Annotated in this window: 16 protein-coding genes; all 16 read right to left on the bottom strand. The window is 66.5% G+C overall.

The genetic code is table 11. From position 1 onward, the window contains the following. Complete coding sequence (nuoK, locus tag AC3WTE_RS06765; protein WP_459366078.1) at positions 1-300, bottom strand: NADH-quinone oxidoreductase subunit NuoK; 300 nt, start codon at positions 298-300, stop codon at positions 1-3. Beyond that, positions 297-1,019, bottom strand: coding sequence for an NADH-quinone oxidoreductase subunit J (locus tag AC3WTE_RS06760; RefSeq protein ID WP_492436580.1), 723 nt, complete (start codon positions 1,017-1,019; stop codon positions 297-299). The genes nuoK and AC3WTE_RS06760 overlap by 4 nt, the downstream gene beginning before the upstream one ends. An 11-nt stretch (positions 1,020-1,030) precedes the next feature. Beyond that, positions 1,031-1,633 carry an NADH-quinone oxidoreductase subunit NuoI gene (gene nuoI, locus AC3WTE_RS06755; protein WP_492436579.1) on the bottom strand — a complete coding sequence of 201 codons (603 nt, stop codon included), beginning with the start codon at positions 1,631-1,633 and terminating at the stop codon, positions 1,031-1,033. Continuing rightward, positions 1,623-2,852, bottom strand: coding sequence for an NADH-quinone oxidoreductase subunit NuoH (gene nuoH / locus AC3WTE_RS06750; protein ID WP_492436578.1), 1,230 nt, complete (start codon positions 2,850-2,852; stop codon positions 1,623-1,625). Before nuoH ends, nuoI begins: the two co-directional genes overlap by 11 nt. Further along, positions 2,849-5,230: an NADH-quinone oxidoreductase subunit G gene (locus AC3WTE_RS06745; RefSeq protein ID WP_492436577.1), complete on the bottom strand. Its 2,382-nt coding sequence runs from the start codon at positions 5,228-5,230 to the stop codon at positions 2,849-2,851. Before AC3WTE_RS06745 ends, nuoH begins: the two co-directional genes overlap by 4 nt. Further along, positions 5,227-6,537, bottom strand: a complete 1,311-nt coding sequence (gene nuoF, locus AC3WTE_RS06740) for an NADH-quinone oxidoreductase subunit NuoF (protein ID WP_492436576.1) — start codon at positions 6,535-6,537, stop codon at positions 5,227-5,229. The genes AC3WTE_RS06745 and nuoF overlap by 4 nt, the downstream gene beginning before the upstream one ends. After that, the gene (gene nuoE, locus AC3WTE_RS06735; RefSeq protein ID WP_492436575.1) at positions 6,534-7,256 is read right to left on the bottom strand and encodes an NADH-quinone oxidoreductase subunit NuoE; all 723 of its coding nucleotides are present in this window, start codon (positions 7,254-7,256) and stop codon (positions 6,534-6,536) included. The genes nuoF and nuoE overlap by 4 nt, the downstream gene beginning before the upstream one ends. Further along, a complete protein-coding gene (gene nuoD / locus AC3WTE_RS06730) occupies positions 7,253-8,581 on the bottom strand; it encodes an NADH dehydrogenase (quinone) subunit D (protein WP_492436574.1) in 1,329 nt (442 codons plus the stop codon). Before nuoD ends, nuoE begins: the two co-directional genes overlap by 4 nt. Further along, entirely contained in the window at positions 8,581-9,264 is a 684-nt protein-coding gene (locus tag AC3WTE_RS06725) for an NADH-quinone oxidoreductase subunit C (protein WP_492436573.1), read from the bottom strand. Before AC3WTE_RS06725 ends, nuoD begins: the two co-directional genes overlap by 1 nt. After that, entirely contained in the window at positions 9,261-9,818 is a 558-nt protein-coding gene (locus tag AC3WTE_RS06720; protein WP_459366069.1) for a NuoB/complex I 20 kDa subunit family protein, read from the bottom strand. The genes AC3WTE_RS06725 and AC3WTE_RS06720 overlap by 4 nt, the downstream gene beginning before the upstream one ends. Before the next feature lie 6 nt (positions 9,819-9,824). Continuing rightward, on the bottom strand, positions 9,825-10,199 hold the full coding sequence (locus tag AC3WTE_RS06715; RefSeq protein ID WP_043400785.1) for an NADH-quinone oxidoreductase subunit A: 375 nt from the start codon (positions 10,197-10,199) through the stop codon (positions 9,825-9,827). A gap of 193 nt (positions 10,200-10,392) precedes the next feature. Continuing rightward, positions 10,393-10,785: an Rv3143 family two-component system response regulator gene (locus AC3WTE_RS06710; protein ID WP_492436572.1), complete on the bottom strand. Its 393-nt coding sequence runs from the start codon at positions 10,783-10,785 to the stop codon at positions 10,393-10,395. Between the two features lie 46 nt (positions 10,786-10,831). After that, a complete protein-coding gene (locus tag AC3WTE_RS06705; RefSeq protein WP_492436571.1) occupies positions 10,832-11,173 on the bottom strand; it encodes a DUF6285 domain-containing protein in 342 nt (113 codons plus the stop codon). Further along, entirely contained in the window at positions 11,170-12,129 is a 960-nt protein-coding gene (locus tag AC3WTE_RS06700) for a phosphotransferase family protein (protein WP_492436570.1), read from the bottom strand. The genes AC3WTE_RS06705 and AC3WTE_RS06700 overlap by 4 nt, the downstream gene beginning before the upstream one ends. After that, positions 12,126-13,364 (bottom strand): acyl-CoA dehydrogenase family protein, encoded by a 1,239-nt coding sequence (locus AC3WTE_RS06695; RefSeq protein WP_492436569.1) that lies wholly within the window; start codon positions 13,362-13,364, stop codon positions 12,126-12,128. Before AC3WTE_RS06695 ends, AC3WTE_RS06700 begins: the two co-directional genes overlap by 4 nt. 17 nt (positions 13,365-13,381) lie before the next feature. Then, a complete protein-coding gene (locus tag AC3WTE_RS06690; RefSeq protein ID WP_492436568.1) occupies positions 13,382-13,993 on the bottom strand; it encodes a TetR/AcrR family transcriptional regulator in 612 nt (203 codons plus the stop codon).

Genomic DNA, 13,993 nt, shown 5'->3' with positions numbered 1-13,993 from the left:
TCACTGCTTCAGCAGGCTCGCGGCGTCCACCGACGCCGATCGCCGGGTCCGGAATATGGTCATGATGATCGCCAGTCCCACCACCACCTCACACGCAGCCACCACCATGGTGAAGAACGCCACCACCTGACCGTCGAGCCCGCCGTGCATCCGGGAAAACGTGACGAACGCCAGATTGGCGGCGTTGAGCATCAATTCGATGCACATGAACATGACGATGGCGTTGCGGCGCACCAGCACACCAGCCGCGCCGATGGTGAACAGCAGCGCGGCGAGATAGAGGTAATTGGTGGGATTCATGAGCCTCCCTGCTCCTCGCGTGCGCTGACGGCATGCCCATCGTCGGTCGAGACGCTGCGCCGGGGCAGGACGGCGCTGACGGACATGTCGGCGTCCGAACCGTCGGGAAGCTTGGCCAGGATGTCGACGGCGTTGTGCCGTGCGTACACCCCGGGGTTCGGCCGGGGCGTCGGATGTCCGCCCGCGGCAAACCGCTCAATTGACAGCTCGCGCTGGGTCTTTCGGTGCTCGAACCGTTCGCGGTGGGTCAGCACCATGGCGCCCAGTGCAGCAGTGATCAGTAGCGCGCTGGTGGTCTCGAACGCCCACAGGTAGCGGGTGAAGATCAGCACCGCCAGACCCTGGACGTTGCCGGCGCGGTTTGCGTACTCCAAACCGACATACGACGTGCCGAGGCTGCCGATGCCGGCGATCACCGCGATGCCGAAGCCGACGCCGGCCACGACGGTGGCAATGCGTTGTCCGCGAATCGTTTCCACCAGGGAGTCCGCTGAATCGACACCGATCAGCATCAGGACGAACAGGAACAGCATCATGACGGCGCCGGTGTAGACGACCACCTGCACGACGCCGAGGAACACGGCATCCTGGGCGATGTAGAGCACGGCCAGACTGATCATGGTGCTGGCCAGGAACATTGCCGAGTACACCGCTTTGGGTGCGGTCACCATGGCGATGGCGCCGAGCACCGACACCGTGCCGAGCACCCAGAATGTCATGGCCTCTCCGGTCACTTGGCCGCCTCTCGCCGAGCTGGCTCGTCGGCGGCGGGCCGCGAGAGGCCTGAGGCGGTGACGTTGCCACGGTAGTAGTCCTCGTCGGTGCCGCCGTCGACCATCGCGTGTGGTGGTGCGGTCATACCGGGCTCGAGAGGCGCCAACAGCTTGTCCTTGCCGTAGATCAGGTCGGACCTGTTGTCGTCGGCCATCTCGTAGTCGTTGGTCATGGTCAGCGCACGGGTGGGGCAGGCCTCGATACACAGCCCGCAGCCGATGCACCGCAGGTAGTTGATCTGATATACCCTGCCGTACCGCTCGCCGGGCGAAAAGCGTTGTGACTGTGTTATTTCCCCCGTCGCTTCGCTCGTCCCGTCCGTGTTGTCCGCGCCCTCGACGAAGATGGCGTCCGCCGGGCAGGCCCAGGCGCACAATTCGCAGCCGATGCACTTCTCGAGGCCGTCGTCATAGCGGTTGAGTTGATGCCGGCCGTGGTAGCGGGGCGCGACCGGACCGGGTTTCTCGGGATACTGCTCGGTGACCGGCTTTTTGAACATGGTCCCGAAGGTGACGCCGAAGCCGGCGATGGCCTCGATGAATTTGGGCCTACTGGGCATGGTGTACCTCCTTGGCCGGGATGGGCGGTACCGGGAACGCGCCGGGCGGCGGTTCGGCGGCTGGGGCAGCCGGGTGAGCGGTCCTGCGCCGCATGGTGTTCCACAGCGCACCGGCGATGGCGACCACGGCGATGGCGGCGGCGAACGTCAGCACGACGGGCCAGCTGTCGTAGCCCTGCAGACGCAGGGTGCGCACGATACTGACGATCATGATCCATGCCAGGGAGATCGGGATGAGCACCTTCCAGCCCAACGCCATGAACTGGTCGTAGCGCAGCCGGGGGAGCGTGGCGCGCAGCCACATGAACAGGAACAGAAAAGCCCATACCTTGCCGATGAACCACAGCAGCGGCCACCATCCGGTGTTGGCTCCGGGGATGAGGCTCAAAGGCCAGGGGGCCTGCCAGCCGCCGAGGAACAGGGTGGTGGCCAATGCGGACACCGTCGTCATATTGACGTACTCCGCGAGCATGAACATCGCGAACTTCAGTGACGAGTACTCGGTGTGGAAACCGCCGACCAACTCGCCCTCGGCTTCGGGCAGGTCGAAAGGCGCCCGGTTGGTTTCGCCGACCATGGAGACGACGTAGATCAGGAACGACGGCAGCAGCAGGAAGACGTACCAGCGGCCCTGCTGCGCGGCGACGATCTGGGACGTCGACATGGTGCCGGCGTACAGGAACACCGCGGCGAACGACAGCGCCATCGCGATCTCGTACGAGATCACCTGTGCGCTGGACCGCAGCCCCCCGAGCAGGGGATAGGTGGAGCCGGACGCCCAGCCCGCCAATACGATTCCGTACACCCCGATCGAGGTCACCGCGAGGACGTACAACACCGCGACCGGCAGGTCGGTCAATTGCAACGGGGTCTCGTGTCCGAAGACGTGGACCAGTGGCCCCATCGGGATGACGGCGAATGCCATGATCGCCGGGATCACCGAGATGATCGGCGCCAGAAGGTAAATCGGCTTGTCCACCCCGGCCGGGACCAGCCCTTCCTTCAGGGCGAGCTTGATGCCGTCGGCCAGGCTCTGGAGCAATCCGAACGGACCCACCCGGTTGGGCCCGATGCGCATCTGCATCCAGCTCAGCACCCGGCGTTCGAGCAAGATCGCGACCAGCACCGTCAGGAGCAGGAAGACGAAAATGCCAAGTGCTTTGGCGAGGACGAGCCACCACGGGTCGAGACCGAAGGACGAGAGGTCGGGATAGTTCATGAGGCCGCTCCGCTGATCGAGACGACCGCGCCCGGGGCGACGCGCAGTGTCGCGTGCACGGTCGATCCGGGTGAGTTCAGCGGGAGCCACACCACACCGGTCGGCATATCGGTGATCTCGAGTGGCAGGGTGATACTGCCGTGCTCCGTACTCACCATGAGCGTGTCCCCGGCTCCGACGCTCGCCGCGGTGTCAGGCGACAGTCGGGCCACCGCGGGACGCGCGGTGGCGGCCAGGTGCGGCTCGCCGTCCTGCATCCGGCCGGCGTCCAGCAACATCCGCCAGCCCGCGAGAACGGCCTGGCCCGGTCCTGGCACCGGGTTGGGCGGAGCCGTGAATTCCGGTGCGGCGGGGCGTGGTCCGGTCCAGCACCCGAGCCGGTTCATCTCGTTGCGGACCGTCGTGACGTCGCGCAGACCCAGATCGATGCAGTGCTCGTCGGCCAGCGCGGCCAGCACTCCCATGTCCGCACGGGTGGCGGGTGGCAGAGCGGCACCGAACGGCCGGCTGCGCCCTTCCCAGTTGACGAAACTGCCGGCCTTCTCGACCACCGGTGCGACCGGGAACACGACGTCCGCGAGGTCGGTGACGGCGCTGCGGCGCACCTCCATGCTGACCACGAACTTCGCAGCGGTGAGTGACCGCTGAGCAAGTTCCGGGTCGGGCAGGTCGGCCAGCTCGACACCGGCGACCAGGACGGCTTCCAGGTCGCCGTCGGCTGCGGCGGCCAGGATCGCTGTGGTGTCGCGGCCCGGTGCATCCGGGAGTTCGTCCACATGCCAGGCGACGGCCACCTCGGTTCGAGACGGCAGATCGGTCACCAAACGCCCGCCGGGCAACAGATTCGGGGCTGCACCGGCTTCCAGCGCACCACGCTCGCCGGCCCGCCGCGGCACCCAGCCGACGCCTGCGCCCGTGCGCTCGGCCAACCGGGCCACCGCGGAGAACCCGCCTGGGAGACCGGCCAGCCGCTCGCCGGTGAGGATGATCGAACCGGGCGGCAACACCTCGATGGCGTCGAGAGCACGGGGTTCGCGGCCGGGTGCGGCGGAGATCAGGGTGCCACCCATCTTCTCCAGGCCCCGGCTGGCGAACGCCGCCACCGCAACCACTTTCAGGCCGTGCTTGCGGAATGCCTTGCGCAGCCGCAGGTAGACGATCGGTGATTCGTCTTCCGGCTCGAAACCGACGAGTAGCACGACGGGCGCCTTTTCCAGGTCGGCGTACGTCACCTGCAGCGGCCGGCCCGCGACGGTGGCCGCCAGGAACTGGGCTTCCTCGTCGCTGTGTACCCGGTTGCGGAAGTCGATGTCATTGGTGCCCAGCACTATCCGCGCATACTTGGCGTATGCGTACGCGTCTTCGATGGTGAGTCGTCCGCCGACGAGCACGCCGGTCCGGGCGCCGGCCGCCGCCAATCCACGCACGGCCACGGCGACGGCTTCGGACCACGATGCCGGGCGCTGGGTGCCGTCGGCTTCGCGGATCAGCGGCGTGGTGATCCGGTCGCCCTGCGTGGTGTAGGTGAACGCCCAGCGGCCCTTGTCGCAGTTCCACTCCTCGTTGACCTCCGGATCATCACCGGCCAAGCGGCGCAACACCGTTCCGCGCCGGTGGTCGCTGCGTTGCGCGCATCCGGAGGCGCAGTGCTCGCACACGCTGGGGGAGGAGACCAGATCGAAAGGCCGGGCCCGGAACCGGTACGCGGTGCCCGTCAGCGCGCCGACGGGGCAGATTTGCACGGTGTTGCCGGAGAAGTACGAGTCGAACGGCTCGGCGTCCCCTCCGGCGCCGATCCCCACCTGCTGCAGCGCACCGCGTTCCAGCAGTTCGATGAACGGATCGCCGGCAATCTGGTTCGAGAACCGGGTGCAGCGCGCGCACAGCACGCAGCGCTCCCGGTCGAGCAAGACCTGCGCCGACAGGTTGATGGGTTTGGGAAAGGTGCGTTTGACGTCCTCGAAGCGAGAATCGGCGCGGCCGTTGGACATCGCCTGGTTCTGCAGGGGGCATTCACCGCCCTTGTCGCAGACTGGACAGTCCAGCGGATGGTTGATCAGCAGCAGTTCCATCACGCCGTGCTGTGCCTTGTCGGCGGCTTCCGACGTCAGCTGGGTGCGCACGACCATGTCCGGGGTAACGGTGGTGGTGCATGACGCCAGTGGTTTCCGCTGGCCTTCGACCTCGACGAGGCATTGCCGGCAGGCGCCCACGGGGTCCAGGAGGGGGTGGTCGCAGAACCGGGGAATCTGGATCCCGATGAGCTCGGCCGCACGAATCACTAACGTGCCCTTGGGCACACGGATCTGCTGGTCGTCGATGGTCAACGACACCATCTCGACGGCTGTCGCGTCCTTCGCCGGCTCAGTGACCGTCACGCGCCCGCTCCTTCCGTGGCGAAGACCGTGGCGGCGTGCGGATCGAAGGGACAGCCGCCGTTCAGGTGGGCGACGTACTCGTCGCGGAAGTACTTGAGCGAGGACATGATCGGGCTGGCGGCTCCGTCGCCGAGCGCACAGAACGACTTGCCGAGGATGGCATCGGAGATGTCGAGCAGCTTGTCCAGATCGGCAGCCACGGCCTGCCCGCCCTCCAGCCGGGCGTAGATCTGGGCCAGCCAGTAGGTGCCCTCCCGGCAGGGGGTGCACTTGCCGCAGGATTCGTGCGCGTAGAACTGGGTCCACCGCCGAACCGCACGCACCACGCAGGTGGTCTCGTCAAAAATCTGCAACGCCTTGGTGCCCAGCATCGAACCGACCCCGGCCATGCCCTCGTAATCCAGCGGCACATCCAGATGTTCGGGTGTGAGCATCGGTGTCGACGATCCGCCCGGGGTCCAGAACTTCAACTGATGGCCGGTCCGCACCCCGCCCGCGTACTCCAGGAGCTCACGCAGCGAAATTCCCAGGGGCGCTTCGTATTGTCCCGGCCGCGCGACATGGCCGGACAACGAGTACAGCGTGAAGCCGGGCGACTTCTCCGACCCCATCGACCGGAACCAGTCGACGCCGTGGCGAATCACCGATGGGACGCTGGCGATCGACTCGACGTTGTTGACCACGGTCGGGCAGGCGTACAGCCCGGCGACCGCGGGAAACGGTGGGCGCAACCGGGGTTGGCCGCGCCGGCCCTCCAGTGAGTCGAGCAGTGCGGTCTCCTCGCCGCAGATGTAGGCGCCCGCGCCGGCGTGGACCACCAGGTCCAGGTCGAAGCCGGTGCCGGCGATATTGGTGCCGAGATAGCCGTTGGCGTAGGCCTCGGCCACGGCGCCCTGCAGCCGGCGCAGGACGGGAACCACCTCACCGCGCAGGTAGATGAAGGCGTGCCGGGCGCCGATGGCGTACGACGCGATGATGGCGCCTTCCACCAGCGCGTGTGGCGAGGCCAGCATCAGCGGGATGTCCTTGCACGTCCCGGGTTCTGATTCGTCGGCGTTGACCACCAGATAATGCGGGCGGCCGTCGTCGGGGGAGATGAACGACCACTTCGTCCCTGTCGGGAAGCCCGCGCCGCCGCGGCCCCGGAGGCCCGAATCCTTAACGAGCGCAATGACTTCGGCGGGCTGCTTCCGGAGCACGGAGCGCAGGGCCTGGTAGCCGCCCTGCCGAACGTAACTCTGCAGCGTCCATGACTGGGGCTGATCCCAATGCCGACTCAGTACCGGCGTCAGTCCCGTCGAGGTCATTGGGGCGCCTCCATCCCGCGCTCCTGCGCGATCCGCAACCCGGCCAGGGTGGCCGCGCCCGGTTCGGAGTCGTTGCTGCCGGGCCGCTCGTCGGGGAAACCGGCGAGGATGCGCGCGGTCTCCTTGAACGTGCAGAGGGTTGCGCCGCGGGTGGGGGTCACCGGATCGCCGGCCCGCAGTGCGTCCACGAGTTCGCGGGCGGAACCGGGGGTTTGGTTGTCGAAGAACTCCCAGTTGACCATGATGACCGGCGCGTAGTCGCAGGCGGCGTTGCATTCGATGTGTTCCAGCGTGACCCGGCCGTCGGCGGTGGTCTCGCCGGCGCCGAGGCCGAGGTGTTCTTCGAGTGTCTCCAGGATGGCGTCACCGCCCATGATGGCGCACAACGTGTTGGTGCAGACCCCGACGAGATATTCACCGGTGGGGGTCCGCCGGTACATCGAGTAGAAGGTGGCGACAGCGGTGACTTCAGCCGCGCTGAGGTCCAATTGCGAAGCGCAGAAAGAGATTCCGGCCGGTGTCAGATGGCCGTCCTGCGACTGGACGAGGTGTAGCAGCGGCAACAATGCCGAGCGCGCGCTGGGGTAGCGGGCGATGATTGCGGCCGCATCGGCGGCCAGCCTCGTGCTCGCCTCTGTCGAATAGGACCGCGGCCCTTGGCCGATGGGCGGGCCGGGCTCGTCCGGACGTGGCCCGAGACGGAGTTCGATAGCGGTCATCTGTCCACGCCTCCCATGACCGGGTCGATCGACGCCACCGCGGCGATGGCGTCGGCGACCATGGATCCCTCGCACATCACCGACACCGCCTGCAAATTCGTGAATGACGGGTCGCGGTAGTGCACTCGGTACGGCCGGGTGCCGCCGTCGGAGACCATGTGTACGCCCAGCTCGCCGCGAGGCGATTCGACCGCGACGTACACCTGCCCGGCCGGTACCCGGATACCTTCGGTGACCAACTTGAAGTGGTGGATCAGGGCCTCCATGGATGAGCCCATGATCTTCGCGATGTGCTCCTTCGAGTTACCCAGGCCGTCGGGGCCGACCTTCAGATCCGCCGGCCAGGCCAGCTTCTTGTCGGTGATCATCACGGGTCCGGGGACAGTCTTGCTCAATCGCTCTACGCACTGCTCGACGATCTTGATGGACTCGTGCATCTCGCGGACCCGAATGATGTAGCGACCGTAGGCATCGCACTGGTCGTCGGTGATGACGTCGAAGTCGTACGTTTCGTAGCCGCAATACGGCTGCGACTTGCGCAGATCGTGCGGCAGCCCCGTCGACCGCAGTATCGGGCCGGTGATGCCCAGGGCCATGCAGCCGGTCAGGTCCAGGTACCCGACCCCTTGGGTGCGGGCCTTCCAGATGTAGTTCTCGTTGAGCAGGTTTTCCATGTCGCGCAACCGTTTCGGCAACAGCTGCAGCAGTTCCCGCAGCTGTGGCAGCGCCTCGTCGGGCAGGTCGGCGGCCAGCCCGCCCGGGCGAATGTACGCGTGGTTCATCCGGAGTCCGGTGATGGTCTCGAAGATGGACAACACCAGTTCGCGTTCCCGGAACCCGAAGAACATGGCTGACATGGAGCCCAGTTCCATGCCGCCGGTGGCGAGTGCGACCAGGTGCGACGAGATTCGGTTGAGCTCCATGAGCATGACCCGAATGACGTTGGCGCGCTCGGGAATATCGTCGGTCACGCCGAGCAGCTTCTCGACGCCCAGGCAGTACGCGGTTTCGTTGAAGAAGGGCGACAGATAATCCATCCGCGTCACGAACGTGACGCCCTGCGTCCAGGTGCGGTATTCGAGGTTCTTCTCGATTCCGGTGTGCAGGTAGCCGATTCCGCACCTGGCCTCGGTGATGGTCTCGCCGTCGATCTCCAGGATCAGCCGCAGCACGCCATGGGTGGACGGATGTTGCGGTCCCATGTTGACCACGATGCGTTCGCCGGCGACGGCGCTCTCGCGCGCCGCGGCGACGACGTCGGCCCAGTCTTGACCGCCGACGGTGACCACGCGTTCGCGGCCATCGGGTTCGTTGCCCAGAGTCATCAGTTGTAGGCCCGCCGTTCGTCCGGCGGCGGAATCTTCGCGCCGTGGTACTCGACGGGTATGCCGCCGAGTGGGTAGTCCTTACGCTGCGGATGTCCTACCCAGTCGTCGGGCATCTCGATCCGGGTCAGCGCCGGGTGGCCGTCGAAGATGATGCCGAAGAAGTCGTAGGTCTCGCGCTCGTGCCAGTCGGTGGTCGGGTACACCGAGTACAGCGACGGGACATGCGGATCGGCATCCGGAGCGCACACCTCGACGCGAATGCGGCGGTTATGCGTGATGGACATCAGCGGATAGACGGCGTGCAGCTCGCGGTCGGTGTCGTCGGGGTAGTGCACCCCGGAAACTCCCAGACACAACTCGAATCGCTGCTCGTCGCGCAGCGCCTGGGCCACCGCCACCAGATGCGCGCGGCGCACCTCGATGGTCAGCTCGTCGCGGAACACCACGACACATTCGATGGCGGCGGCGAACTGGTCCTGGCCGAGTGCGGCGGCCAACGTGTCGACGACGTCGTCGAAGTAGCCGCCGTACGGCCGCGGCGAGCTGCCGGGCAGCGCCACTTCCCGGACCAACCGGCCGTAACCCGACGTGTCACCGCTGCCGCGCACGCCGAACATGCCGCGCCGGGTCCCGATGATCTCCGAACCCGTCGCCTCTGCGCCGTTGGGTGTGTCGGTCATGGCCGCAGTAGTCCCTTCAGCTCGATGGTGGGTCGTGCCTGCAGGGCAGCTTCCTCGGCCGCGGCGATGGCTTCGGCTCGATTGACGCCCAAGGGCATCTCCTGAATCTTGGCGTGCAGCTTCAGGATTGCGTTGAGCAGCATTTCGGGCCGCGGCGGGCAGCCCGGCAGATAGATGTCGACCGGCACGATGTGGTCGACGCCCTGCACGACGGCGTAGTTGTTGAACATGCCGCCGGAGGATGCACACACACCCATGGCCAGCACCCATTTGGGCTCGGCCATCTGGTCGTAGACCTGGCGCAGCACCGGCGCCATCTTCTGGCTGACGCGGCCCGCGACGATCATCAAATCGGCCTGACGCGGCGTCGCGGAGAACCGTTCCATGCCGAAGCGGGCGATGTCGAACCGCGGGCCGGCGGTGGCCATCATCTCGATGGCGCAGCAGGCCAGCCCGAAGGTGGCGGGCCAGAGCGACCCTTTGCGCACGTACCCCGCGACCTTCTCGACAGTGGACAGCAGGATGCCGCCGGGCAGACGTTCTTCGAGTCCCATCGGTCGTCAGTCCCAGCTCAGTCCGCCGCGCCGCCAGATGTACGCATAGGCGACGAACACCGTCAGCATGAACAGCAGCATCTCCACCACTGCGAACACCCCCAGCGATTCGAAGGAAACGGCCCAGGGATACAGGAAGACGATCTCGATGTCGAAGACGATGAACAGCATGGCGGTCAGGTAGTACTTGACCGGGAATCGCTGGCCGGTGGTCTCATGTCCCGGTGAGCCCGGCGCCATCGGTTCGATGCCGCACTCGTAGGCCTCGAGTTTGGCCCGGTTGTACCGGCGGGGGCCGATGACCAGCGCGATTCCGACCGAACCGACTGCGAACGCAGCCGCGATCGCGCCGAGTACCAGGATGGGGATGTAGACGTTCATACGTTCGTCATGCCCTGTGCGGCTCCCTCGTCGAGCTGTCGATGTGAGCTGGCCCACAGCTTAGCTCGGTTAACGGAACGGCCGCCGCATTTTGGCTAGGATCATGATCAGTTCCTGATGTTCCCGCGCTCCGCCGCTGCTGACGCGAAGAGTGAACGGCCACAGGCTATTTCGTGCTGGTTACCGCAACATTTCACTGGTGCGGCGACAACACCGACACCACTGCCTCGCCGAGCCGGATCGGGTCGATCGGGTGGGGCACCGCAGCCTCTGCGCGAGACCAGGAGGCCAGCCAGGCGTCGTCCGGACGGCCGGTGAGCACCACGATCGGCGGGCAGTTCACGACCTCGTCCTTGAGCTGCTTGGCCAGCCCCATCCCGCCGGCGGGCGTGGCCTCCCCGTCGAGGATGGCCAGATCGATGCCGCCGGCGTCGACAGAACTCACCACCACCGGCGCCGTCGCCACCTCGAGATACGTCAGGTCGGGCAGGTCCGGATGAATGCGCCGCCCCAGGGCGGTGCGCACCTGATCGCGGGTGTTCGGATTGTCGCTGTACACCAGGATCTTGAGGGCAGGGTCGGCCACCTGCCCAGGCTACGACAGTCCGGTCGACAGGAAGGCCGCGTTTGGCCTACTCGTCCTCGTAGCCCGGGTGGTCCACGTCGAGGCGATGACGTACCAGTGCTCGCAGCGTGGGGAAGAGTTCATCGTGGCGGTCATCGAAGTCACCGGCGCGAATGGCGTGCGCCAGCGCTTGCTCGTCGTGGTAGCCGAGCAGTCCGGGTTCCGGACCGACCTGGCCGAGCTCGCGTTCGACGATCCGCAGCGCGTTCGCCGCGACGCGGGCATGGAAGTTCACCGCGCCCGCGTCGGCGAGCCGACTATCGGGTCCGGTGGCCTCTCGCACCTCGGTCTCCAGGAACTCGGCCACCGCGGCGACCAGTTCGGCGGCGGTCGGCCGGTAGTGGCTCATCGGGCCTCCAGGAGGCCCAGCAGGTCCCATTCGGTCTCGCACACCCGGCGGCCGATGGCCGCCAACTCCACCGATCTGGTCTGGCCCGAGAGGTGGCGCTGCGCCTGGTACCGGCAGATGATGCCCCAGCGCAGGGTGGCCGACACCAGCCACCAGTGAAAGGTCTTGCGATCCAGAGTGATCGAGCTGGACCGCTCGTAGGCGGTGAGAAAGTCGCCGATGCTGCCCAGGCCGCCGGCGTCCAGCGCGCGCGGTGCTCCGAATCGCCAGGCTCGGATGCAGAACCAGGCCAGGTCCTCGGCGCGCGAGCCCAGATGGGTGAGCTCCCAGTCGAGCACGGCCGAAAGCCGGCTGCCATCGATGATCAGGTTGCCCATCCGGAAGTCGCCGTGAACCAGCACCGGGTCGCCGATGTCCGCGGGCTGATTGCGCTCCAACCATCGGAAAGCCCATTCGAAAGTGGCTGTCGTGTCACCGATCTCATCGAGCTCGTGCCGCCACGAACCCAGTTGGTCCGCACTCGACAGCCCGATGCCGGTGGGGTCGGCGCGGTGGATGGATGCCAGGGCTTCGGCGCACTGTTCGAGAAGGGTAGCCCGGCCTTCGTCATCGAGGGACCGCTGGATTTTGCGTACGATGGTCTCACCGGGCACGAAGTCGCATACCAGAAATGGATTGCCCAGGGCCTCAGACGAATTGCTCGCTGCCAGCACCTGCGGCACCGGTGCACCTGTGGCTGCGGCCCGGGACAGCGCCGCGGCTTCCAGTTCCATGCCGGCGTGGATTTCGTCGGGCGGGCCGACGCGCAGGATCAATTGGCGGACATCGTCGGCACTGGCCGCGGAGAACGCCCACGTCGCACGGCTGGCGCCGCCGGTCAGCTCGCGCAGGTTCTCGACCTGGACATCGCCGAGCGCGGGGGCCAGCACCCGGGTCAGTGCCGCGGAATCGATCACTTGCGTCCGAACTTCAGCATCCGTTGCGCCACCCGGCGAATCTGAATCTCTTCGGCGCCCTCGGTGATCCGGTAGCGACGGTGATGCCGGTAGATGTGCTCGAACGGCTCGTGCCGGCTGTAGCCGATGCCGCCGTGGATCTGCATGGCCCGGTCGGCGGCCTCGCACACCAGTCGGTTGGCGCGGTAGTTGGCCATCGACACCTTGTGGGAGACCTGCATGTGGTGATCCCGGTCCAGGTGCCAGGCGGCGTAATACACCAGAAGTCGGACCATCTGGGCCTCGGTCTGCAGCTCGGCCAGTGGCCACTGCACGGCCTGGTTGACCGAAAGCGGCTTGCCGAACACGACGCGCTCGCCGGCATACTGCGCGGCGCGGTCGATGCAGTACTGGGCGGCTCCCAGGCTGCTCGCGGCCTGCCGAATCCGGTTCTCATGGAGGAACGTCTGGCCGACCTCCAGGCCATGATCCACCTTGCCGAGCACCGCATCATCGGGCACGCGAACGTCTTTCAGTTCGACCTCGCCGTGGTCGCTGGGCATGTTGAACGTCCACCAGTAGTACGGCACGGTGAAGCCGGGCGTGTCGGTGGGGACCAGGAAGGCGGTGATGCCGACCGCCTGACCGGGTTCACCTGACGTGCGGGCGAAGATGAGGTCGTGGGTGGCCCGGTGTACGCCGGTGTTCCAGCGCTTGCGGCCGTTGATGATCCAGCCGTCACCGTCGCGGACCGCGGTGGTCTCCAGCCAGGTGGCGTCGCTGCCGTGGTCGGGTTCGGTGAGGCCGAACGCCATGGACCGCGCACCGGTGATCATGGCCTCGACCCATTCGGCCTTCTGGGCTTCGGTGCCGAACCGGCTCATCATGATGACCTGAGGGAAGTTCCCGACGATCGACGACTCGTCCTGCAGGTCGTTGTGCAGGCCGAGACCCTTGTGCGCCAGGTGTTCCCGGATGACCGCCATGTCCAGGTTGGTGCCGTCGCGGCCGCCGAATTGGCTGGGCAGGCCGTATCTCAGCCAGCCGGCGGCGTCGGCTCGGCGACGCATCTCGTCGAGCAGGTCCTCCCATTCCCGGGTTGGTACGCCGCCGTTCTCGAGGTCGGTGCGGGCGAACTCGCGGCGCCGGTCGAAGTACTGCATGTTCTCGCGTTCCAGCGGCTTGATCTCGGCCTCGATGAATGCGTCCATCTCGGCCAGCAGGCCCGGAAGGTGTTCCGGTAGAGCGAAATCCACGGTGATTCCTCTTTCGGTCAGAAGCCGTACAGGGTTTTCTTCCAGATGGTCGACAGCGTGGTGATGGCGTCCTCGTCGCTGATCTGCAGTTCCGATCCCGGATTGCCGACCACCACCACGGTGAAGTTCTCGAACAGCAGCGCGATGGCAGCCGCGATGTGTTCGGGATTGAGGCCCTGCGCGTAGCCCTGTTCGGCGGCGTGGCGCACCGAGTCGGCGACCATGTCCATGCCGAAGCGGCGGAACTCGTGCTGCACCTTGGCGAATCGGGGCTGGGTCGCGCCCAGCTGGGCGACCGCGATCATGATGCCGATGTTCTGCTTGAACAGATTCCAGTACCCGGTCACCACCGTGGCGAAGTAGTCGGTGTTCTCGGGGGATTCCGGCAGCGGCACGCTCATTCCCGAGGGGGTGACGATGTCATGCAGGAATGATTCGGCCAGCTCGGCCAGCAGGTCTTCCTTGTCGTCGAAGTAGCGGTAGAACACTGCCGATGACTTGCCCGCGGCCGAGGTGATGTCGGCCAGTGTGGTGCCGTGAAAGCCCCGTTCGGCGAACAGCTTCCGCGCCGCGAGTTCGATGGCCTCGCGGGTCTGGCGACCCTTGGCGGTCAGAGTGTCGGCCGGCAT

Source organism: Mycobacterium sp. FW102-FHT13B02, from assembly GCF_058790275.1.
This window is presented reverse-complemented; position numbering and strand designations above follow the sequence as displayed.